The sequence below is a fragment of the Microbacterium binotii genome, from assembly GCF_021398715.1.
Classification (GTDB): domain Bacteria; phylum Actinomycetota; class Actinomycetes; order Actinomycetales; family Microbacteriaceae; genus Microbacterium; species Microbacterium binotii_A.
In genome coordinates, this window is record NZ_CP090347.1 from 3,235,990 (window position 1) to 3,257,235 (window position 21,246).

The following is a 21,246-nucleotide window of genomic DNA, read 5'->3' on the forward strand; positions in this document are numbered from 1 at the left end:
CGTGAACGGACGGCGGCGGCCGCTCGCGCGACACAATGAGGTGTGCCGATTCTCAACAAGGACATGACGCTGTGCATCTCGCTCGCCGGGCGACCCTCGAACATCGGGACGCGCTTCCACAACTACCTCTACGACGAGCTCGGACTGAACTTCGTCTACAAGGCGTTCACGACCGATGACATCGCTGGGGCGATCACGGGGGTCCGGGCGCTGGGGATCCGGGGGTGCTCCGTGTCGATGCCCTTCAAGGAGGCCGTGATTCCGCTGCTCGACGAGATCGAGCCGTCCGCGGCCGCGATCGACTCGGTGAACACGATCGTCAACGACGGCGGACGGCTGTCGGGCTCGAACACCGACTACGAGGCGGTCGCGCAGCTGCTCGCCGAGCATGCCGTCGACCCCGCCGCATCCGTGCTCGTGCGCGGGTCGGGCGGAATGGCGAAGGCCGTCGTCGCGGCGTTCCACGGTGCGGGCTTCCGTGATCTCACCGTCGTCGCCCGCAACGCCGAGGCGGGCCGGGCGCTCGCGGAGCGCTACGGCTTCCGTGCGGTCGCGGAGGATCCGGCGCCGGGGCACGCGGTCATCGTGAACGTGACGCCGCTCGGCATGAACGGGGCGGATGCGGACGCGCTCGCCTTCAGCACGGACCACATCGACGCCGCGGAGCGCGTGTTCGACGTGGTCGCCTTCCCGTCCGAGACCCCCCTCATCCGCTCCGCGCGCGAACGGGGCGTCGCCGTCATCACGGGCGCCGAGGTCATCGCGCTTCAAGCGGCACGGCAGTTCGCGCGCTACACGGGCGTGACCCCCACGCCCGAGCAGGTCGCGCGCGCGTCGGAGTTCTCCCGCGCCTGAGCAAGGCAGACGGCCACCCGTTGCCGATTGGACCCGGAGGCGAGAAGCCCTGCGCGGGCAGACTCGGGGGATGACCAGATCGGCCGCATCCGGACTGCTCTGGGGCGCGCTCGGTGTGCTGGCCTTCTCGTTCACGGTCATCTTCACGCGGATCGCCGTCACCTCGCTGTCGCCGCTGTTCGTGGGGGCGGGGCGTGCGGTCGTGGCCGCTGCCCTCGCCGCCGTCGCCCTGGCCGCGACCCGATCGCATCTGCCGCGCGGCGGACAGTGGATGCGGCTCGTCGTGGTGGCCGGCGGGGTGGTCGCGGGCTTCCCGCTGCTCACCTCCTACGCGCTCACGGTGGCGCCGGCCAGCCACGGGGCCGTCGTGATCGCGCTGCTGCCCGCGGCGACCGCGGTCGCCGCGGTGCTGCGCGCCGGCGAGCGCCCCGGACGCACGTTCTGGGTGCTCACCGCCGCGGGCGCCGTCGCGGCGACGGTGTTCGCCGCCATCGGCGGCGGATGGGGCGGCTTCCACTGGTCGGACCTGCTGCTGCTCGGGGCCGTCGCCGCCGCCGCGATCGGATACGCGGAGGGGGCGCTGCTGGCGCGCGAGCTCGGCTCGTGGCAGACGATCTCGTGGGCGCTCGTCGTGGCCGCCCCCGTGATGGCCGCGTTGACGGCGGTCTCGGCGGTCTCGGATCCGCCGACGGCGACGCCGGGCCAGTGGGCCGCGTTCGGCTACCTCGCGGTGGTGAGCATGTTCCTCGGCTTCTTCGCCTGGTACCGCGGGCTCGCGATCGGCCCCATCACTCGGGTCAGCCAGCTGCAACTGGTTCAGCCGGTGCTCTCGATCGTGTGGGCTGCACTGATCCTCGGCGAACCACTGACCTGGGCGACCGTGCTGGGGGGCGCTGCGGTCATTCTGTGCGCATCTGGCGCCGTCCGCAGCCGCGCGCGCTGAGCCGCTGGCATGATCGCCTCGTGGAGGTTCCCGACCTGACGACGATCGCGCAGCTCCGGCGAGCGCGCGACCGCATGGACCGCGACTACGCGAAGCCACTCGACGTGGAAGCGCTGGCGCACAGCATCCCGATGTCGGCCGGTCACTTCAGCCGACAGTTCCGCCGCCTGTTCGGCGAGTCTCCGTACCAGTACCTGATGACGCGGCGGATCGAGAGGTCGATGACACTGCTGCGCCGCGGCGATCTGAGTGTGACCGAGATCTGCTTCGCGGTCGGCTTCTCGTCGCTGGGCACGTTCAGCACGCGCTTCACCGAACTCGTCGGCGTTCCGCCGAGCGTGTACCGCACGCAGGACCCGCCGTTTCGCGAGGGGATGCTGCCGTGCATCGCGAAGCACCTCACGCGTCCGGTCAGGAATCGAGAAGCGTGACGGATGCTCGTCGCCCTAGCGTGAGCGACATGGACATCACGATTCACTCCAGCTTCCTTCCGCACACCGATCCTGAGGCATCGCTCGCCTTCTACCGCGACGTGCTCGAGTTCGAGGTGCGCCTCGACGTCGGATACGAGCAGATGCGCTGGATCACGGTCGGACCCGCCGGCCAGCCCTCCACCGCCATCGTGCTGCACCCGGCGAGCGTCGGGCGCGATCTCTCGGACGAGGAGCAGGAGTTCCTGCTCGCGCTCATCGCCAAGGGCAGCTATTTCGGCGTGAACCTCGCCACCGACGATCTCGACGCCGTCTTCGCACGCGTGGAGGCCTCGGGGGCCGATATCGTGCAGGAACCCATCGAGCAGGACTACGGGCTGCGGGACGCGGCGTTCCGCGATCCCGCGGGCAACCTCATCCGCATCCAGCAGAACAAGGAGCAGCAGGCATGAGCACAGGATTCTCCGCGCAGGAGCGCGAGGCCATGAAGCAACGAGCCGCCGAGCTCAAGGAGATGAAGGGTGTCAAGGGCGCCGCGAAGCGGGCGAAGGAGTACGACGCCTGCCTCGAAGCCATCGACGCCCTCACCGGCAGCGACCGCCAGATCGCCGAGAGGCTGCACGTCATCGTCGCCGAGGAGGCACCGGGGCTCGCACCCAAGACCTGGTACGGATTCCCCTCCTATGCGAAGGACGACAAGGTGGTGGTGTTCTATCAGCCCGCCGCGAAGTTCGAGACCCGCTACGGTTCCATCGGCTTCAACGAGACCGCGGCGCTCGACGACGGCGAGATGTGGCCGACCTCCTTCGCCGTGCTGGAGATGACCCCGGCCGCCGAGAAGACGTTCCGCGAGCTCGTGCGCCGCGCCGCCGGCTGACGTCTCAGCGCCGCCTAACCTTCGTGGTGCCGGTGGGAAGCGGGGAATAGCCTGACGGCGTGAGCGAATCCGCCGAGTACGGGGTGCACCCCGACGAGCCGCACCGTCAAGGCCTGTCCCAGCGCCTGAACTGGTTGCGCGCGGGTGTGCTGGGCGCCAACGACGGGATCGTCTCGACCGCCGCCGTCGTGGTCGGCGTCGCGGGGGCCACCTCCGAGGTCGCCCCCGTCTTCCTCGCCGGCACGGCGGCACTCGTCGGCGGCGCCATCTCGATGGCCCTGGGCGAGTACGTGTCGGTGTCGAGCCAGCGCGACTCCGAGCGCGCGCTCATCGCGAAGGAGACGCGGGAGCTGCGAGAGCAGCCCGAGGAGGAGTTCGAGGAGCTCGTCGGGCTGTACCGGGCGCAGGGGCTCAGCGAGGAGACCGCAACCCGTGTCGCCACTGAGCTCACGGCGAAGGATGCGTTGAAGGCGCATCTCTCGGCCGAACTCAACATCGACGCCGACGACGTGGTGAGCCCGTGGCACGCGGCGCTCGCGTCCGCCATCGCCTTCTTCGTCGGGGCACTGCTGCCGATGGCCACGATCCTGTTCGCACCGCATCCGCTGCGCATCGCGCTGACCTTCGTCGCAGTGCTCATCGCCCTCGCGATCACCGGCTACGTCGCGGCGTGGATCGGCGGGGCGAACCGGGCCCGTGCGATCGCGCGGACGGTGATCGGCGGGGCACTCGCGCTCGTGGCGACCTACGCGGTGGGCAGCCTCTTCGGCACCACGGTCGGCTGACCTTTGCGGGGCCCAGTGCCCTCTCCTTCCTTCCCGCCTTCCTCCCCCGGCTCGCCTGCCTCTCTCCTTCCCGCCTCTCCCGCCTCTCTCCTTCCCGCTTCCCTCCCCGTTCGCCTGTCACAGATCGACGGCTTCGCGTCGATCTGTGACAGGCGAAGCGGGTTCGGTACTGTCGGGACAGTCGACCGAGGGGGAGAAGTGACCGCATCCGATCAGCCGATGCGCCGCCGCAAGCCGAAGCTGGATGCGTGGGGCACGACCGGTGTCGCCATGGCGGCGATCGCCATCCTGCCGACCCTCGGCATCTTTCTGATCGGCTTCATCCCCGACATGAACCCGATCTGGTGGCTGGGGATCCTGCTCATCCCGATGCTCGCCGTCATCGGCGCCGCCGTGCTGGTCCTGGGTGTCGTCGGCGCGGCCGTCGGCGCGCGGCGCGGCACCTCGTACGGGCTGTCGATCGCCTCGATCGTGCTCGGCGTCGTCATGATCGCCCCCATCGCCTGGCTCTGGTTCAGCGGCGCCTGAGCGGGCTCGCGGCCGCATTCGTCGGTCGCCGCTGGTCGGAGGTTCGCGCGAATGTCGGAGGATCCCCGCCGGATCCTCCGACCGGAGCCCGTTTCTCCGACGCCCGACGCGCGCCAGCCGGTCAGCCCGCCGCCAGCGCCGACCCTTGCGCGCGGATGCGGGCGAGCGCGCTGAGGCCGAGGGCGATCGCCGCGATGGCGGTCAGCACGTTGGTGCCCGCCGCCAGCAGCAGCACGATCGCCGCGAGTCCGAGCAGCACGGCATGGGAGATGCGCGCCACGGATGCGGTGGGCCGCGGCATCCGGCGTCGTTCGAGACCCGCCAGCGCCCACGCCACCCCCGCCGTCAACGACAGGGCGACGACGAACCACGGCAGGCGGGTGAGCCACCACGTCGGGCTCGAGGGCTCGGGCAGTTCGAGCCCGGTGGTGAGGGCGACGAGCGCCGACACCCCCGCCATGGCGAGCAGCACCGGCATGTGCCAGAGATAGATGGTCATGGTGCGGGCCGTGACGAATCCGGTGAACGCCGCCACCGCCGGACGGCGGCTCGCCGCGGCGAGCGGTGCGCGCAGCAGCGAGAGCAGCGCGGTCTGAGCCAGCCCGACCAGCAGCAGCGCCGTCGTCGGCGGGTTGAGGTTCTCGTAGAGATCGGCGGAGAAGACGCCTCCGGTCATGCTCACCGCCAGCACGGCGACCGCCGCGACGCCGATCACAACGCGGGTGCGTCGACGCAGCGCGTCGATCGTGCCGTCGGCCATCACGAAGCCGAGCTGCTGCAGCGCCAGCCACACGAACGCGAGGTTGAGCATGCCGATGGCATCGATGCCGGTGACCGCGCGCATCACGTCGACCGCACCGGCGGCCGCGACCAGCAGCACGATCATCCGGAGCGGAGCGCGTTCGTGGGCGGCGAGCAGCGCGGGAAGCAGCGCCTGGCACAGCAGGAACACGGCGAGGAACCACAACGGCTGCCCGTAACGGAAGCCGGCGATCCGCACGAGCTCACCATCGACGCCGGCGGCCAGGAGGGCGGCGAGCGCGACGGCGACGACGGCGAAAGTGAGCAGCGCCGGCACGAGCAGGCGGTGCACGCGCGCGGCCACGAACGCCCCCGGCGTCCCGCCGCTGCGACGCGTCCGTCGATACGCCAGAGCGCCCGCGTAACCGCCGATGACGAAGAACAGGGGCATGATCTGCGCGACCCACGTCAGCGGCGCGAACCAGGCGGCGCCCTCGGCGGCGTTCGCGAAGACCGGGCCCGCGGGGGTGACGGTGACACCGACCATGACGGCGTGGAGGAGCACGACGATGACGACGCAGATCGCGCGTGCGAGATCGATCCCGGTGTCGCGGCCCGCGGCGGGTGCGATCGCGGTCCGCGGTGCGGTGAGCGTGATGACCATGCGTCCTCCTCGAGTGGGTCTCGAGAAGGCTATGGATGCGGCGCGTGCTGCGGCATCACACCCAGGGGTCGTCCGACCCCCTACCTCGGAGTGAGATTCAGGGTGCGGGCTCGGCGAGGCCCGCGTCGTAGGCGAAGATCACGGCCTGCACGCGGTCGCGTGCGCCGATCTTCGCGAGCAGCTTGCCGACGTGCGTCTTCACGGTCTGCTCCGCGATGAACAGCTCGCCCGCGATCTCGGTGTTCGACATGCCTTTCGCGAGCAGCACCAGCACCTCGCGCTCCCGGTCGGTGAGCTCCGCCAGCTGCGCTCCGCCTCGCGGCGCACGCGGTTTCTGCGTGGCGAACTGGGAGATCAGCCGTCGCGTGACGCGGGGCGAGAGCAGGGCGTCCCCGGCGGCGACGACCCGGACGGCCTGCACGAGCTCCTCGGGCAGCGCGTCCTTGAGCAGGAAGCCGCTCGCCCCCGCCTGGAGCGCGTCGTACACGTAGTCGTCGATGTCGAACGTGGTCAGCATGAGGATGCGCGGCACGTGTGCGGCGGGGTACGCGGGCCCCAGGATGCGGCGGGTCGCCGCGATCCCGTCGAGCTGCGGCATCCGCACATCCATGAGGATGACGTCGGGCTCGAGACGCGCCGCGAGCGCGACCGCCTCCTGTCCGTCGGCCGCCTGCCCGACGACGCGGATGCCCTCCTGGGCGTCGAGGAGCGCGGCGAAACCCGCGCGCACCATCGCCTGGTCGTCGGCGATCAGCACGGTGATGCTCATGGGGACTCCTCGCCGGCGGTCGGCAGTGTCGCCGCCACCGTCCATCCTCCCGCGGGATCGGTGCCGACGGTGACCGTTCCGCCCAGCAGGGCGACGCGTTCGCGGATGCCGCGGAGCCCGTGACCGGCGCTGGAGGCGTCGACCGCCTGTTCGGGGGATGCGGTGTTGTGCACGCGGATCGTGACCTGCCCGTCGCGCGCCTCCACCCTGACCTCGAGGGCCGCGCCGGGCGCATGGCGCACCGCGTTGCTCAGCGCTTCTTGGACGATGCGGTACACGGCAATCTGCACACCCGCGGGAGGAGGGGTCGTCATGACGGCGAGCGACAGGCCCACCTGCACACCCGCACGGCGGACGCTGTCGACGAGGTCGGGAATGTCGGCCATCCCCTGCTGCGGCGCGAGCTCGGGCGTCTGCTCCTCGGTGCGGAGCACGCCCAGCAGTCGGCGCATCTCCCCCAGCGACGCGCGCGCCGACGCCGCGATGTCGTCGAACTCCTGCACCGTCTCATCGGAGAGGTCGGCGAGGCGGTACCGAGCGGTGGAGGCCTGCACCTGGATCACCGACATGCTGTGGGCGAGCACGTCGTGCAGTTCGCGGGCGATGCGCGTGCGCTCCTCGACGAGCATGCGCCGGGACTGTTCCGATGCGGTCAGCTCGCGCTCGCGGGTCAGCTGCTCGTTCAACCGGATGCGGCCCGCCAGGAGCACTCCGATGAGCAGCACCGCGGTGGAGATCGACGCGGTCACGATCAGGTTCGCGGTGGCGGCGGGCGCCGCATCCGTGATGATCAGCGGCGCGACGAGCGAACCGAGGTTGCCGACGGCCCACGGCCAGCGGCCGAGTCGCCAGCCGTGCAGCGTCGTGATCACCAGCACGAAGACGACGAAGGCGATCATCGCGGGCACCGACCACGGCCAGGGCCATGCGCCGTCGTGCGGAACGCTCACGACCAGGGGGAGCACGAAGGCCGTGACGCCGAAGACCACGATGGCGGTGCGTGGGCGCGTGAGGGAGATCCACGGCGCCGCACACACGCCCGCGCCGAGGAGCATCGCAAGCGGCAGCGGGGTGCCGTAGAAGACGGCGTGCAGCGGCACGAGGACGCTGAAGAGAGCGACGCCCGTGACGGCGAGCGCGACGAGCCCGAGGATCTGCGAACGCGTGCGCGGGGCGGAGCGCGGGATCTCGGTCATGCTCCCAGTGTGGCCGACACGGGCACCGGCTCGACCGCCGCGGGGGTCTCGCGCCCGCGACGACGAAGCGCGGCGACGCGGTCGATGACGATGCCCACGCCGAGGGCGAGGGCGACGCCGATCACGGCGCTCAGCGCCGGCTGATCGCCGAGCCACTGCCCCGCGAGGGTTCCGATGACGACGCTGTAGAGCGCCCAGCTGACGCCTGCGACGACGCTCAGCGGAGCGAACCGACGCCACGGGTATCTCAGCGCTCCGGCAGACATGTTCACGGCGACCCGACCGACCGGGATGTAGCGGGCGCCCAGGATGAGGGGAGCACCGCGCGTGGTGAGCGCCGCACGAGCGCGCGCGAAGGCTCCCGCGACGCGGGGTCGCCGCATCCAGCCGTACCGGGTCGTGCCGACCCTGCCACCGATCGCGTAGGCGATGTTGTCGCCGACGGCGGCACCGAGCGCGGCCACGAGGCATAGCGCGACGAGGGTGGGCACGTCTCCGGTGGCGGCGGCCACGGCGGCCGCGGCTACCAGCACCGTCTCGCTGGGCATCGGCGGGAAGAACCCGTCGATCACGGCCGCGGCGAACATGACCGGCAGCAGCCACGGCGAGGCGGCGGCCTGGAGGATGAGATCGGTGACGACGTCCACCCCTCGACGCTACGAATCGAGGCGTCTCCCCCACATCCCTCGGAAGTATCTCCCGCGTGATACCTGAGAGGGGTTCGTGTGCCGGTTGTCGCCCCCTCGGCTCCCGTCGGAGATTCGCCCCGATGTCGGAGGATTCTGCCCCGAACCTCCGACCGGAGACCGATTCTCCGACGCCCGAGCGCAGCACCGGACGAGCAGGCGCCGTCGTCAGCCCGCCGCGGCGACCCGCGCCACCTCGCGCGCGAGGTGCGGGTGCCACATCGCCCCCGTGGCGCTCATGACCGCATCCGCTCCCGCTTGTCGGTAGGCCAGATAATCGGCGGGGCTCGTCACGCCGCCGGTGCCCACGATCGCGAAGTCGGCGTCCCGGAGCGCGCGGATGCGGGCGAGTCGGCGGGTCATGTCGAGCCCCGCCCACCGGATGGCGTCGCCGCACACGCCAGCGCTCTCGCGTCCGGCGCCGAGCGCAGGTGCCCCGGATGCGGTCACGAGCCGAGCGGGGATCGTGTTCACCGCGGCGTAGCCTGCCACGAACTCCGCGGTCGCGTCGACGAACCGTTCGAGGGCCGCATCCGTGTCGAAGTACGCAAGCTTGACGAGCAGGGGGACGTCGCCGATCTCGTCCTTCACGACGGCGAGGATGCGGCGCACGCGCGGGGTGTCGAAGCAGAGCAGGGATGCGGCGCCCTCGTTCGGGCACGACAGGTTGAGCTCGAGCACCGGCGCGCCGGTCTCGACGACGAGCCGGGCGGCACGGAGGTGATCGGCCACGAGCGCCAGCTCGCCACCGGAGCCTCGGGTGCCCTGGAAGCTGCCGATGAGCAGCTGCCCGTTCCCCGCGGCGGCGACCGCCGCGGCCATGTCGGGCTGCCAGATGTCGGGGTCACGCGAGGGCACGCCGAACGAGTTGCTGATCGACAGCGGCGGGGTGAAGTCGCCGTCCGCGCACACGGCGTCGGTATCCAGGGTCAGGTCGCCGTCGACGTGCACCGCGAGCACGTTCGGAAACGGGTTGCTCGGGTGTACGCGCGTGCGCACGGTCTTGTAGACGGCGAGGTCGTAGCCGTGCGCGAAGGCGGCCGCAACGAACCGCGCGTTCAGCAACGGCCCCGCGGGGATGCCGAACGGGATGCCGACGGCGCGTCCGAGGAAGCTGTTCCCCCAGGCCGGAGGGGCCGCATCCGCCACGGGCTCGGCGAATGCTCCGAACGGCCCGCGCGCGTAGTTCTGCTCGTAGGTCAGGGTCGGATCGTAGAAGGGGAGCACCGCCGACGAGCGTAGGCATCGGCGTCGGCGCCGCGACCCGGCGCGGGCCGTGAGAAGAGTGCGTTCTCCGTCTCGAGGGGGATCCGCGAGGCGGCGGCGCGCTCGTAGGCTCGCGGCATGAGCGACCAGAAGCAGTCCTGGAACTCGACGTACGTGGCCGTGGCGATCCCGTTCCTCGCGATCGCGGTCACGTTCTGGCTGACGATGGACAACATCGCCGTCGCACTGCCGTTCTTCGTGCTCGCCATGAGCTTCTTCGTCATCGGCATGACATCGAAGGGCGGCGATTCCGGCGAGTCGGTCAAGCCGGTCGACACCGAGAAGGAGTGACGCGCGTTCAGTCCTCCGGTACGACAGTGCCCTGATGGAAGAGCATGCGGGGCGTCCCGTCCGACACGACCCACAGCGACGAGTGCCGGCTGACGGTCGTCGCCGCGCGCAGACGGTACGTCACGAGGACCGTGTTCCGGGCCACGTCGACGAACCGCCACTCGTCGGTCGACGGGGCGTCCCGCCATGGTTCGTCGGCGAGCGCCTCCAGGATCTCGGCACGCGTCCAACGGCGTCCGGAGCGCCCGATCTCGGTGAAGTCGGGATGCAGCAGTCCCGCCACCGCATCCCGATCACCGCGGATCTCGCTCGAGAGCAGGGCCGTCTCGGCAGCTTGGATCGCTGCGAAGCGTTCGTCCGAATCCGCCATGGCGAGAATCTAGCCCGAACTCACGCCCGCCGGGTCGTCCGCGAAGCGTGCGACGAGGTCGTAGGCCTCGCGCGCTTCCCGCGTCCAGTACGCGCCCGGGTACACGTGGAAGCCGTCCGGGGCGACGACCAGCCGCACGGGACTGCCGGCCCGGCTCGCCTTCTCGGCGAAGAGCTGTGCGTCGGCGAGGAAGATGTCGCGTCCGCCCTGGAACAGCAGGGTCGGCGGCAGGTCGGCGAGGCTGTCGAAGATCGGGCTGATCTGCGGGTCGTCTGTCGGCAGGGTCCCCGCCCACGCGACACCCGCCGCGCGTAGGCCATCGCAGCGCAGCGACGGATCGCGGCGCTGCAGGCGCGCCGCCTCGGGATTGCGCATCGTCGGGTCGACCCACGGCGCGAGCAGGATGAGGCCGTCGATCGGGCGACGGCGTTCGTCCCGCACACGCAGCGCCAGGGAGAGAGCCACGTTGCCGCCGGCGGAGTCTCCAGCGACGAACAGTGTCGTCGTGCCCGGGCTGTCGGCGACACGCGCGTAGACCGCATCGACGAAAGCGCGGGCCTGGTCGTACGTGTGCTCGGGGGTGAGCGGATAGTCGGCGATCGTGACGGCAGCGCGCGTGCGCGTCATCAGCCTGCGGATGATCCACCAGTGCGCCGTGACGAGCGGATTCACGAAGCCGCCGCCGGGGAAGTAGATCAGCTCGCGACCCGCGACGTGATCGGCAGGCTGCCACCGTCGGACGACCCGACCCCCGATCGTTCGCTCGGTCATCTCACCCCACCGCGCGGCGTTGCGTGGAGCGGGCTCGGGCGCCCGAGTCGGGTCGAGGCTCTGCAGATAGGCACTGCCGGAGAGGTCGCGCCGGGTCTTGCCCGCCGTCAGCCAGAGCAGGCCGGAGGTGAGGGTCATCAGCAGCGTCACGTGCTCACCTTACGAGCCGGACCGGGTTCACCCCGGGCGCATCGGGCCGTCCTGCGGGACCCCACCGGCCGTCGTCGCTTCCCGCGGAGCTCGCCCGACGACCCCGGCTCTGGTCGTCGAGCGAGCGACGCGAGGAGAAACGCGGCGCGTGTCAGCCGGCGTATGCCGCCTGCACGTCGACGACCCACGTCACGCCGAACCGGTCGGTGAGCATGCCGAAGCCGGGGCTCCACGCGGAGGCGGCGAGCGGCTCGATGATGTCCGCACCCTCGGCGAGACGTGCCCAGATCGCGGTCATGTCCTCCAGCGACTGGCCGCGCACGGACTGGAAGAACGTGCGGTCGGTCAGGGTCACGCCGTTCGCGCGGCTGGTCGTTCCGGCATCCGCGGCGCCCGCATCCTGCCCGGGGATGTCGTAGGCCATGACGCGGAATCCGTCGGCGCTCTCGAGCTGGCCGAAGACGACGCGGTCGGCACCGGGTGCGTCGGCGGGCATGCCCATGTCGGCGTAGGTCGCGACGATGAGGTGGCCGCCGAAGACGGACTGATAGAACTCGAGCGCCTCGCGTGCGGCGCCGCGGAAGTTGAGGTGGGTGGTGGTCGTGATCGTCATGGTGCGTCCTCCGTGGATGGGATGCGGCGAGCGCCGCGATCTCCACGTTCGACGACGTAGAGGACGCGTTCTGTCCGCTACTCGATCGAGAATGGAGGACATGTCCGCGACGTCCTCCCGCATGTTGTCGCTGCTGTCGCTGCTGCAGGCGCGGCGCGACTGGCCCGGCGGAGTGCTCGCCGAGCGCCTGGGCGTGACTCCACGAACCGTGCGGCGCGACATCGAACGGCTGCGGGCGCTCGGGTACGTGATCGACGCCGCGAAGGGTCCGGACGGCGGGTATCGACTCGCCGCGGGGTCGGAGCTGCCGCCGCTGCTCTTCGACGACGACCAGGCGGTCGCCATCGCCGTCGCGCTGCAGAGCGCTCCCGCGACGGGTGTCGATGTGGCCGAGGCCGCCGCGCGCGCCCTCGCCACCGTGCGGCAGGTCATGCCGTCACGGCTGCGGCACCGCGTCGACGGCATCCGTTTCACCGAGGCCGCAGGCTCGGACGCGGTCGCTCCCGCCGTGCTCGAGGCGGTGAGCGCCGCGACCGAGAGCCGCCGCATCCTGCGCTTCGACTACCGCGACGAGCTCTCGCGCCGTGCCGAGCCGCACGCCATCGTCGCCCGCGATCGCCGGTGGTACCTGGTCGCGTGGGATCTCGACGCCGCGGACTGGCGCATCTTCCGGCTCGATCGGATGGTGCCCCGCATCCCGCTCGGGGCGCGGTTCGCGCCGCGGCCGATTCCCCACGGCGATGCCGTGGCGTTCCTCGCAGCGCGGATGAAGGGCTCCGACGACCCGGAAAAGTGGCCCGTCTACGGCGAGGTCCTGCTGGAGCTGCCTCTTCGCGCTGCCGCGCCGTGGCTCGGGGACGCGGAGGGAGTCGCCGTCTCGGACGGCTCGTGCCGCATCCGCGTCGGGTCGTGGTCGTGGGCCGGGGTGCTGTCGTGGGTCCTGCGCTTCGATGCGCCGTTCACCGTGCTCGGACCGCCGGAGTTCGCCGCCGCGGTGCGCTCCCTCTCCGTACGCGTCGCGGATGCGGCGGCGCCCGTCAGCTCGGGGTGACCGGCTGGCGCAGGATGGTCCGCAGCTTCTCGGGCGCGGCGCGCCGCGGATCCCCCAGGTAGATCTCGTGATGACGGCCGTTCCACGTGAAACCGAGCTCCGGCATGAGCTCGTCGTGGAGGTGCGCCAGTATCGGCGCTTCGTTGTCGTAGGAGCCGATGTGGAGGGTCTGCAGACAGAGCCCCTCGGTCATCGTGAGGTGCGTCACCTGCGCGATCGGTGCGGCGGGCTTCTTCGCGGATGCGGCGGCGAGCCCGTTCGCGACGTCCTCCGCGGTCACCGGGGCGGGCAGTGGGATCAGCATCGTCCAGTCCCAGTCGCTCTTCCTGCCCTGCACGAAGGTGGTGGGGTCGTCGCTCGACCACAGCCCCTCGAGAGGTCCGACGACGAAGTCCGAACCGGTGCGCGTCTTCAAGGCGCTGCGGACCTGGTAGCCCGACACGTACAGCGCCTCGACCGCTGCCCGGTACGCCGGGTCGGTGTTCGGGTCGCCGTGCCCGTCGATCGCGAGGTACTGCATCTCGGGCACGTCGACCTGGACGAACCGACCGGTCGGGGGCTTGTACAGCGCCCCGAGATCCCGCTTGAGGTCGTACCGCATCCCCTGCTCCCTCGCTCCGTCTCACCCCGCTCGCTCAACGTACCGACGCCCGCGGACGTCGAGCGAGTGACGCCGGTGCAGGTGCCGGCGGCTCCGGGGTCAGTCGGCGAGTTCCGCGATCACGTACTTCCGCTCGATCCCCGCGGTCGCGCTGCCCCACTCGCTCGCCGCGACGCGCTCCTGGTGCGCGCGGAACGCCTCCTCCGTGGCGAACAGCTCCGCCACATCCCACACCAGCGGGTCGGCCGTGGACATCACATCGAACCGGATGCAGCCCGTCTCCGCCCGCGTGAGCTCGATGTGGCGCGGCAGGTGACTCACGACGATGGCCGCCTGCTCCTCGTTCGCGCAGATCAGGGTCCCGGTGAGCTGGATGCGAGGCATCCGTACATTCTGGCTGCAGGCAGGGATGGCGACGAGTCGAGGTGTCTTGCCGAGTTCCGCTCCCGATCCCGGGCGAGCAGCCGCACAATGGCCTGATGACCCGTCGCGCGAAAAAGCCCACCGCCACCATCCCGTGGACGGTGATGGTTCCGTTCGCGGTGTCGGGCGTCGTCCATCTCGTCCGGCCCAGCGTCTTCACACCGATCATCCCGCGCGCACTTCGGCGCTGGGACAAGGCGCTGGTGCTGGTTTCGGGCGTCGCCGAGCTCGCGTGCGCCGTCGGCCTCGCCGTCCCGACGACTCGTGTGGCCGCAGGCCGCGTGAGCGCGGTGGTGCTCGCCGCCGTCTGGCCCGCGAACGCGCAGATGAGCATCGACCTGGGACGCCGGGCTCGCCGCCGACGCACCCTGAAGGCGTGGGCGGCGTTCGCGGTGTCGCTGGCGCGGCTGCCGCTTCAGGTCACGCTGATTCAGCGGGCACTCGGTCGCTCGCGCTGACGATCCGGTCGGAGCGCCTACCCGAGGTCGCTGAGGATCCCGTCGAGCAGCGTGACCTGACGTTCCGGCGGGTACGCCGACGGATCGAGCACCGCTTGAACCGTCAGTCCGAGCACGAACGAGTGCAGGGTCTCGGTGACGCGGTCGACCCGTTCGTCGTCGCGCTCGCTTTCGGGGAGGAACTCGGCGACGAGGCCGGCGACCTTGGCCCTGCTGGCCCGGTAGCGCTCGGCGTGCTCGGCGGCGTGGCCCTCGTCGGCGAGGGCGGCGTCCCACGAGGAGATCCAGATGCGGTTCGACGTCTGCGAGATGTCGTCGAGCGGGAGCATGTCGAGGAGCGCGGACCGGAGATCCGCGGGCCCTCGGGTGGTGGCGGGACGCTCCCGCGCGCCCGAGCGTTCGGCGAGCAGTTCGAGCGCGAAACTCGTCAGCTCCCGCTTCGACGGGAAGTAGTGCGTCACGATGCCGGTGGTCGCGTCGAGTTCGCGGGCGACCGCGCGCATCGACAGGCCCGCGAAGCCGGCCTGGTCGAGGACACGCCACACCGCCGCCGCAACGTCCTCGCGCCGCTGCCGGTACGCATCCGATCCCGCCACCCGCTCAGTCTGGACGACATAACAGTCGTTATGCAACGCTGGTCCCATGTTCCGACACGAGCTCGATGCGACCGCCTATCTGAGCCCCCTCGAGATCTGGCAGGCCGACGAGTTCGCCGACCATCTCGACCGGGCGCGCGAGTTCATCCGTCCGTGGGTGGGGCCGTCGTTCGTCACGGATTCCGTCGAGGGCGCCGCCGCGACCCTCGCCCGCTATGCGAACTCGGCCGCCGCTGACGGTGGGCGTCTGTACGGGATCTGGGTCGACGGCGTGCTGCGCGGCGGCGTGATGTTCGTGAGCTTCAGCGCTGCCGCCGGAGTCTGCGAGATCGGATGCTGGCTCGAACCGGCCGCCGAGGGCCGAGGACTCGTCACGCGTGCGGTGGCCACACTCCTCGACTGGGCCCTGCTCGAACGCGGACTGAACCGCGCCGAGTGGCGGTGTCGTGCCGACAACGTGCGAAGCGCGGCTGTCGCAGAACGCGTGGGGATGCGGCATGAAGCCACCCTCCGCGGCGCCTGGCGGAACGGTGGCGCCTTCCACGACAAGCAGGTGTGGGCCGTCCTGCGCTCCGAGCATCTCTCGCGCCGCGAGGCGCGAGTCATCGAGTGAGGGAACGGTGCTCCGGCTCTGGTCGATGCGGGACCCCCGGAGTACCGTCATCGCCATGACTCCAGCCGAACTCTTCCTGCACGCCGATGCCGCGCTGCGCGAGGTCATCGATCAGCTCGATCCCGCCGACTTCTCCGCCCCCGTGCCGAAGGAGTGGAGCCAGCTCGAGTCGCCCACATTGCTCGGTATCCTCGGCCGACATGCGTACGACGAAGCCTGGATTCCCGATATCCTCGCCGGCCGCGCAGCCGCGGACGGCGACCCGTACGCCGACGTCGATCTGCTCGGCGACTCCCCCGTCGCCTCCTATGACGCCCTCAACGACACGGCGACGGCTGCGGTGCGATCCGGCGACATCGCCGAGACCTTCCGCTTCACCTACGGGGACTACCCGGCCGACGAAGGCTTCGCGCACCTCGCGACCTACCGCGCCTTCCAGGCGTACTCGATCGCGAAGCACTTCGGCATCCCGTTCCACCTCTCCTCCGAGCTGATCGCCGGGTTGAACGAGCACGTCACCCCGCACGCCGACGAATGGCGGCAGTGGGGCGTTTTCCCACCGCCCATGGAGCCGCCGGCGGACGCCGACGAGGAGACGCGCCTCCTCTGCACCTTGGGCTTCTGGGTTTCCTGAGTCCACCCTCCGCGGCGTGACCCGGGGAGGCAGCGCTAGCGTCGCACGATGCGCGGTGAGCACAGCCAGGCGAGCGCGCACAGTGCCCCCACGACGACGAAGGCGGCCGCGAACGAGCGGGGCGACGCGGCACCTCCGAAGGCGGAGAACACGATCGCGGTGGCAGCGACGGCGACGGCGGAGGCGGTCGCTTCCGCGATGGTCAGCGCGGAGCTGTTGAAGCCCTGGTTCGCTGTCGTCGAGTACTCGAGGGCGAGCACGCCGAGCCGAGGGTAGATCAGCCCGATCCCCGCGCCGGCGAACGCCCACCCGACCACGACAACGATGGGTGAGGCTCGCGTCGCCGCCACGACGAGGAGGGACGCGACGCCGATGGTGAGGCCGAGCGTGCCGAGCCGGGCGGCGACGACGTGACTGATGCTCGGGAGTCGACCCTGCACCCAGGATGCTGCCGACCAGCTCAGGGCAGCGACGGTGAGCGCGAGCCCGGCGACCGCAGCCGAGGTGCCGTACTGCGAGACCAGGAGCAAGGGAACGTAGATCTCCGCCGCGAAGAAGATGGCGGCGACGAGGGCGCGCATGAGCACGACGCTGGGGAGCCCCCGACGGGCGAGCGATGTCCCCACCGGCAGCAGGGGGCGAAGGGCGACGAGCGCGATGGCGGCCGCGATGATCGGCACGAGCCACTGGATCACTCCACGCGACTCGGCCGCGAGGGCGATGACGAGGGCACCCGACGCGACGATCACGGCCAGACCGACCCGCACGGCTTCCGCGCGGCCGAGCACGGCTCGGTCCGCCGGCCCGCGCACGTCGCGCATCGCGGGGATGACGATCAGCAGGGCCAGGAGCACGAGCACCACGACCCCCAGGAACACCCAGCGCCATCCGACCGTCTCGGCGAGCACGCCCGCGATGACGGGCCCGATGAGGGAGGGGATCACCCAGGCGGCCGCGAACCCCGCGAAGACCCTCGGTCTCAGCGCCTCGGGGTAGACCCGGGCGACGATGACGTACAGGGCCACCGTGATCGCCCCGCCCGCCAGGCCGTGCACGAGACGACCGGTGACGAAGGCCCACATGCTCGGCGCCAGCGCCACCACCATGAGCCCGGCGGCGAAGATGATCACGGAGACGATGAGCGCATGACGCGGGTTGCCCCTGTCGGACCAGATGCCGGCGAGCACCATCCCGACGACGCTCACCGCGATCGGCCCGGCGAAGGCGAAGGCGTACAGCCCGGCTCCGTCCAGTTCCTGACTGACCGTCGGCATCATCGTGGTGACGCCGAGCGCGACGAACGCGTCGAGCATCACGATGAGGAACAGGCCGATGCTCACCCACCGGTACGCCGGGTCGAGCACCCCCGCCGTCCGCCGGCTCCCCTCGGATGCGGGTGGAATGGTTGCTGAGACCGCAGCGTCGCGCGGGTCGTCGCGGTGGGGGGAAGTCATGTCGCCAAGCTAGGACCTCAACTAAGGTTGAGGTCAAATGACCGCGCATGCTCCCGTCCTCGGTGTCGGCGACGTCGCCCGGCGGAGCGGCGTCGCGGTCTCGACGCTGCATTTCTACGAGCGGCAGGGTCTCATCACGAGCGAGCGGAGCGCGGGCAACCAGCGTCGCTACCGCCGGGACGTGCTTCGTCGTATCGCCTTCATCCGCGTCTCACAGCGCGTCGGCGTTCCTCTCGCGGACATCCGCACCGCGCTCGACTCGCTTCCGGAAGGCCGCACGCCGACGAAGAAGGACTGGGCCCGCCTGTCCCGGATGTGGCGCGAAGAGCTCGACAGCCGCATCCGCTCACTCGAACGTCTGCGCAACGACCTGACCGGCTGTATGGGCTGCGGCTGCCTGAGTCTGCGGACCTGTGCTCTGCAGAACCCCGCTGACGCCCTCGCGAGCGACGGCGCCGGCCCCCGCCTGTGGGCGGACGAGGACGCGGGGCGCTGATCGGAACGAGAACCGCCCCGCTACATCCCCGCGGCCATGTCGGTGAAGCGCGAGAAGTGACCCTGGAAGGCGATCTCGATCGTCGCGGTCGGGCCGTTACGGTGCTTCGCGATGATGAGGTCGGCCTCGCCGGGACGCACGTCCTTGTCGTACACCGAGTCGCGGTGCAGCAGCATGACCATGTCGGCGTCCTGCTCGATCGAGCCGGACTCACGCAGGTCGCTCACCTGAGGGCGCTTGTCCTGGCGCTGCTCGGATCCACGGTTCAGCTGCGACAGCGCGATGACGGGAACCTGCAGCTCCTTCGCGAGCAGCTTGAGCGCGCGCGAGAACTCGCTGACCTCCTGCTGGCGCGACTCGACCTTCTTGCCGCTGGTCATCAGCTGCAGATAGTCGATGATGACCATCTTGAGCCCGACGCGCTGCTTGAGGCGGCGGCACTTCGCGCGGATCTCGACGAGCGTCATGTTGGGGCTGTCGTCGATGTACAGGGGCGCGTCGTTGATGCGGCCGCGGGTGGCGGCGACCGTCGTCCAGTCGCGCTGGTCGAGCGTTCCCTTGCGCATGTTCTGCAGCGGGATGGCGCCCTCGGCACTCATCAGACGCATCGCGATCTCGCTGCGGCCCATTTCGAGCGAGAAGAAGATCGCGGGCATGTTGTGCTTGATCGCGGCCGCGCGGGCGAAGTCGAGCGCGAGCGTCGACTTACCCATGGCGGGGCGGGCGGCGACGACGATCATCTGACCGCCGTGCAGACCGTTGGTCAGCTCGTCGAGCTGCGCGAAGCCCGTCGGCACACCCGTCATCGAGCCGTCGCGGCCGCGGGCGGCCTCGATCTCCTCGACGGCCGCATCCACCGCCGTCGTGAGGGGCACGTAGTCCTCGGTGGTCTCGGTTCCGGTCACCGAGTAGATCTCGGCCTGCGCCGAGTTCACGATCTCGGTCGCCTCACCCTGACCGGCGTAGCCCATCTGCACGATGCGCGTGCCCGCCTCGACGAGGCGGCGCAGCAGCGCCCGCTCGGAGACGATCGAGGCGTAGTAGCCGGCGTTCGCCGCCGTCGGAACGATCGAGGTGAGCGTGTGGAGGTAGTCGGCGCCGCCCGCGCGCTGCAGGTCGCCGGTCTTGATGAGCTCGTCGGTGACGGCGATGACGTCGGTCGGCTCGCCGTGCGAGTAGAGCGTGAGGATGGCCTCGAAGATCAACTCGTGCTTCGGGACATAGAAGTCCGCGCCGCGCAGGCTCTCGATGACGTCGGCCACCGCATCCTTCGACAGGAGCATGCCGCCCAGGGTGCTCTGCTCGGCGAGCACGTCATGCGGGGGCGTTCGTTCGTACTCGCGTCGGGGCTCGAGGCGGTCCGCTGGGATGTCGGCGATGGACACGAGTGCCCACACTCCCCTCTGGCGCCGGAAGGCGTCGCTGTTCGAACGTGATCGACCCGCGTTCCGCGCGCCCGCGTACGCGAAAACGGACGATGCGTAAGCACATCACCCGCCTCCGACATCGCGTCTCCCCTGACGCACGCGGGCCCTTTTCTCGGGCCGGCTCTGAAGCCTCCCCCACGCTAAAGTCGGCCCATTCTCCATGCAAACGGCCCTGTGGATAACCCTGTGGGGAAATTGCGCGAAACGCCGCGCACCCTGTGGACGGATACTGTGGATAAGTGGATAACAGCCTCCCGAAGATGCCACTTTTAAGTGCCTTGATCTGGGATTTCGCGTTACCCACACCTGCGGAATGTCATGTGGTTGAAGTCCTGCTTTAAGGTTGCGAATCGACCTGAGTTGTGCACAGGTCCGGTCTTGGGATGAGGAGTTCGGCACGCTGGCGCCTGCCACGTTTGCCTCCATTGCGCAAGCCCCCTCACGTCAGACCCGCCTACCAGTAAGTTGCCGGGCACAACTGGCCTGCCGATGACGCACAGGGGGTGACGTGGACGAGTCAGTGAACGGATCACCGCGACGCGTGGGCCGGATTCTCCTGCTCGCCGCCGGCGTCGGCCTGCTCTGGGCGGGCGTCTCCGTGCTGACCTCCACCTCCCCCGCGCACGCGGACGACGACGATCGCGGCGGCCTCATCGGGCTCGTGGGCGGCGTCACAGGCGCGGCGTCAGACCTCGTCGGCGCGACCACGGGCGCGGTCGGCGACATCCTTCCGCCCGTCGCCCCCGTGACGGATGCGGCCTCGCAGACGGTCTCGACCGTGACGACCGCCGTGTCGGACACCGTCGCCTACGTGCCCGAGGTCGTCCCGGAGCTTCAGCCCGTCGTCGAGCCCGTCGTCACGGAGATCGTGCAACCCGTCGTCACAGAGATCGTGCAGCCCGTCGTCACCGACGTCGTGCAGCCGGTCGTCGACGGGGTGGGTGGGATCGTGCAGCCGGTTCCCGTCGTCTCCGACGTCGTCGGCGCGATCGACCTTCCGAGCGTGGTGGGCGTCGTTTCCGACGTGGTCGGCGCTGTTCCCGGTGTGGTCGGTTCGGTGGACGACACGGTCGGCACCGTCATTGGCACGCCCGGTCACCCGACGAGCGGGGGAATCGTCCCGTCCGTTCCCATTCCGGGCACGGATCAGGTGCCCGCGCCCGGTCCGAGTCCTCGCCCGACGCAGGAAGCGGCCACCGCAGCCCTCGTGGCGGCTCTGACAGCAACGGTGGACGCGCGCTATGCGAGCGTCGCGGGAGCCGGCGGAGCCGCGTTCGCCACGCCGAGTGCGGCCGCGCCCGCCCGCAGCCTGGATCTCTTCGGCGCACCGCCGTTGCCCGGACACTCCGCTCCGTGGGAGGGCTCTGCGCCCTCTGGCTCGTCTTCCTCGGGCTCCTCGTCCGGCCCGCTGAGCTTCGCCCTCGGATGGGTGAACGGCTCCGCGTGGCCTGGTGCTGCAGGCTCGGCCGTCGCTCCCCGCGACGGCGACGATGATCTTCCCTCCTCCCCGGTCTTCGACACCGACGTCGCCCCCGACTGACCGATTCGGGTCGCGTC

General features: G+C 70.5%; 27 protein-coding genes. 14 read left to right on the top strand and 13 right to left on the bottom strand.

Annotation, left to right across the window (positions count from 1 at the left end):
- Positions 1-42 precede the first annotated feature (42 nt).
- From LXM64_RS15700 to LXM64_RS15730, 7 genes are all read left to right on the top strand, one after another.
- Entirely contained in the window at positions 43-855 is an 813-nt protein-coding gene (locus LXM64_RS15700) for a shikimate 5-dehydrogenase (protein ID WP_234074029.1), read from the top strand.
- Between the two features lie 70 nt (positions 856-925).
- Positions 926-1,798: a DMT family transporter gene (locus LXM64_RS15705; protein ID WP_234074030.1), complete on the top strand. Its 873-nt coding sequence runs from the start codon at positions 926-928 to the stop codon at positions 1,796-1,798.
- A gap of 74 nt (positions 1,799-1,872) precedes the next feature.
- Entirely contained in the window at positions 1,873-2,229 is a 357-nt protein-coding gene (locus LXM64_RS15710; RefSeq protein ID WP_234075497.1) for a helix-turn-helix transcriptional regulator, read from the top strand.
- A gap of 29 nt (positions 2,230-2,258) precedes the next feature.
- Positions 2,259-2,681 (top strand): VOC family protein, encoded by a 423-nt coding sequence (locus LXM64_RS15715; RefSeq protein ID WP_234074031.1) that lies wholly within the window; start codon positions 2,259-2,261, stop codon positions 2,679-2,681.
- Positions 2,678-3,106: a hypothetical protein gene (locus LXM64_RS15720; protein ID WP_234074032.1), complete on the top strand. Its 429-nt coding sequence runs from the start codon at positions 2,678-2,680 to the stop codon at positions 3,104-3,106. The genes LXM64_RS15715 and LXM64_RS15720 overlap by 4 nt, the downstream gene beginning before the upstream one ends.
- 59 nt (positions 3,107-3,165) lie before the next feature.
- A complete protein-coding gene (locus LXM64_RS15725; RefSeq protein ID WP_234074033.1) occupies positions 3,166-3,891 on the top strand; it encodes a VIT1/CCC1 transporter family protein in 726 nt (241 codons plus the stop codon).
- Positions 3,892-4,089: 198 nt separating this feature from the next.
- Positions 4,090-4,419: a hypothetical protein gene (locus tag LXM64_RS15730; RefSeq protein WP_234074034.1), complete on the top strand. Its 330-nt coding sequence runs from the start codon at positions 4,090-4,092 to the stop codon at positions 4,417-4,419.
- Between the two features lie 121 nt (positions 4,420-4,540).
- On the opposite strand, the gene LXM64_RS15735 is transcribed toward LXM64_RS15730, so the two are convergent.
- The 5 genes from LXM64_RS15735 to LXM64_RS15755 form a co-directional block, all read right to left on the bottom strand.
- Positions 4,541-5,824 carry an acyltransferase family protein gene (locus tag LXM64_RS15735; RefSeq protein ID WP_234074035.1) on the bottom strand — a complete coding sequence of 428 codons (1,284 nt, stop codon included), beginning with the start codon at positions 5,822-5,824 and terminating at the stop codon, positions 4,541-4,543.
- Between the two features lie 97 nt (positions 5,825-5,921).
- The gene (locus tag LXM64_RS15740) at positions 5,922-6,593 is read right to left on the bottom strand and encodes a response regulator (RefSeq protein ID WP_234074036.1); all 672 of its coding nucleotides are present in this window, start codon (positions 6,591-6,593) and stop codon (positions 5,922-5,924) included.
- Entirely contained in the window at positions 6,590-7,789 is a 1,200-nt protein-coding gene (locus tag LXM64_RS15745) for a sensor histidine kinase (RefSeq protein ID WP_234074037.1), read from the bottom strand. The genes LXM64_RS15740 and LXM64_RS15745 overlap by 4 nt, the downstream gene beginning before the upstream one ends.
- Positions 7,786-8,436: a DedA family protein gene (locus LXM64_RS15750; RefSeq protein ID WP_234074038.1), complete on the bottom strand. Its 651-nt coding sequence runs from the start codon at positions 8,434-8,436 to the stop codon at positions 7,786-7,788. Before LXM64_RS15750 ends, LXM64_RS15745 begins: the two co-directional genes overlap by 4 nt.
- A 207-nt stretch (positions 8,437-8,643) precedes the next feature.
- Complete coding sequence (locus tag LXM64_RS15755) at positions 8,644-9,702, bottom strand: tRNA-dihydrouridine synthase (protein ID WP_234074039.1); 1,059 nt, start codon at positions 9,700-9,702, stop codon at positions 8,644-8,646.
- A 117-nt stretch (positions 9,703-9,819) separates the two neighbouring features.
- Between LXM64_RS15755 and LXM64_RS15760 the strand changes: the two genes are divergently transcribed.
- Complete coding sequence (locus tag LXM64_RS15760; protein ID WP_234074040.1) at positions 9,820-10,032, top strand: hypothetical protein; 213 nt, start codon at positions 9,820-9,822, stop codon at positions 10,030-10,032.
- A gap of 7 nt (positions 10,033-10,039) precedes the next feature.
- Here LXM64_RS15760 and LXM64_RS15765 read toward each other — a convergent pair whose 3' ends face one another.
- From LXM64_RS15765 to LXM64_RS15775, 3 genes are all read right to left on the bottom strand, one after another.
- The gene (locus tag LXM64_RS15765; protein ID WP_234074041.1) at positions 10,040-10,402 is read right to left on the bottom strand and encodes a DUF4440 domain-containing protein; all 363 of its coding nucleotides are present in this window, start codon (positions 10,400-10,402) and stop codon (positions 10,040-10,042) included.
- 9 nt (positions 10,403-10,411) lie between these two features.
- Positions 10,412-11,323: an alpha/beta hydrolase gene (locus LXM64_RS15770; RefSeq protein ID WP_234074042.1), complete on the bottom strand. Its 912-nt coding sequence runs from the start codon at positions 11,321-11,323 to the stop codon at positions 10,412-10,414.
- A 151-nt stretch (positions 11,324-11,474) separates the two neighbouring features.
- Positions 11,475-11,936 (bottom strand): VOC family protein, encoded by a 462-nt coding sequence (locus LXM64_RS15775; RefSeq protein ID WP_234074043.1) that lies wholly within the window; start codon positions 11,934-11,936, stop codon positions 11,475-11,477.
- Between the two features lie 100 nt (positions 11,937-12,036).
- On the opposite strand from LXM64_RS15775, the gene LXM64_RS15780 reads away from it, so the two are divergent.
- The gene (locus LXM64_RS15780) at positions 12,037-12,987 is read left to right on the top strand and encodes a helix-turn-helix transcriptional regulator (RefSeq protein WP_234074044.1); all 951 of its coding nucleotides are present in this window, start codon (positions 12,037-12,039) and stop codon (positions 12,985-12,987) included.
- Here the strand turns inward: LXM64_RS15780 and LXM64_RS15785 are convergent.
- Both LXM64_RS15785 and LXM64_RS15790 read right to left on the bottom strand, forming a co-directional pair.
- Positions 12,974-13,588, bottom strand: a complete 615-nt coding sequence (locus tag LXM64_RS15785) for a GyrI-like domain-containing protein (RefSeq protein WP_234074045.1) — start codon at positions 13,586-13,588, stop codon at positions 12,974-12,976. The two genes, LXM64_RS15780 and LXM64_RS15785, sit on opposite strands and share 14 nt — an antisense overlap.
- A gap of 99 nt (positions 13,589-13,687) precedes the next feature.
- On the bottom strand, positions 13,688-13,972 hold the full coding sequence (locus LXM64_RS15790; protein ID WP_234074046.1) for a putative quinol monooxygenase: 285 nt from the start codon (positions 13,970-13,972) through the stop codon (positions 13,688-13,690).
- A gap of 95 nt (positions 13,973-14,067) precedes the next feature.
- Here LXM64_RS15790 and LXM64_RS15795 point away from each other — a divergent pair, with 95 nt between their 5' ends.
- On the top strand, positions 14,068-14,469 hold the full coding sequence (locus LXM64_RS15795) for a DoxX family protein (RefSeq protein ID WP_234074047.1): 402 nt from the start codon (positions 14,068-14,070) through the stop codon (positions 14,467-14,469).
- 17 nt (positions 14,470-14,486) lie between these two features.
- Here LXM64_RS15795 and LXM64_RS15800 read toward each other — a convergent pair whose 3' ends face one another.
- Positions 14,487-15,065, bottom strand: coding sequence for a TetR/AcrR family transcriptional regulator (locus LXM64_RS15800; protein WP_234074048.1), 579 nt, complete (start codon positions 15,063-15,065; stop codon positions 14,487-14,489).
- A 46-nt stretch (positions 15,066-15,111) separates the two neighbouring features.
- On the opposite strand from LXM64_RS15800, the gene LXM64_RS15805 reads away from it, so the two are divergent.
- Positions 15,112-15,678 (top strand): GNAT family N-acetyltransferase, encoded by a 567-nt coding sequence (locus tag LXM64_RS15805; RefSeq protein WP_234074049.1) that lies wholly within the window; start codon positions 15,112-15,114, stop codon positions 15,676-15,678.
- Between the two features lie 55 nt (positions 15,679-15,733).
- The gene (locus tag LXM64_RS15810; RefSeq protein WP_234074050.1) at positions 15,734-16,312 is read left to right on the top strand and encodes a hypothetical protein; all 579 of its coding nucleotides are present in this window, start codon (positions 15,734-15,736) and stop codon (positions 16,310-16,312) included.
- A 35-nt stretch (positions 16,313-16,347) separates the two neighbouring features.
- Here LXM64_RS15810 and LXM64_RS15815 read toward each other — a convergent pair whose 3' ends face one another.
- Positions 16,348-17,766, bottom strand: a complete 1,419-nt coding sequence (locus tag LXM64_RS15815) for an MFS transporter (protein ID WP_234074051.1) — start codon at positions 17,764-17,766, stop codon at positions 16,348-16,350.
- A gap of 37 nt (positions 17,767-17,803) precedes the next feature.
- Here LXM64_RS15815 and soxR point away from each other — a divergent pair, with 37 nt between their 5' ends.
- Entirely contained in the window at positions 17,804-18,262 is a 459-nt protein-coding gene (gene soxR / locus LXM64_RS15820) for a redox-sensitive transcriptional activator SoxR (protein ID WP_234074052.1), read from the top strand.
- A gap of 20 nt (positions 18,263-18,282) precedes the next feature.
- Here the strand turns inward: soxR and dnaB are convergent, their stop codons facing one another.
- Positions 18,283-19,647 carry a replicative DNA helicase gene (gene dnaB / locus LXM64_RS15825; RefSeq protein ID WP_137418539.1) on the bottom strand — a complete coding sequence of 455 codons (1,365 nt, stop codon included), beginning with the start codon at positions 19,645-19,647 and terminating at the stop codon, positions 18,283-18,285.
- Between the two features lie 550 nt (positions 19,648-20,197).
- Here dnaB and LXM64_RS15830 point away from each other — a divergent pair.
- A complete protein-coding gene (locus tag LXM64_RS15830) occupies positions 20,198-21,229 on the top strand; it encodes a hypothetical protein (RefSeq protein ID WP_234074053.1) in 1,032 nt (343 codons plus the stop codon).
- The last annotated feature ends 17 nt before the right edge of the window (positions 21,230-21,246 follow it).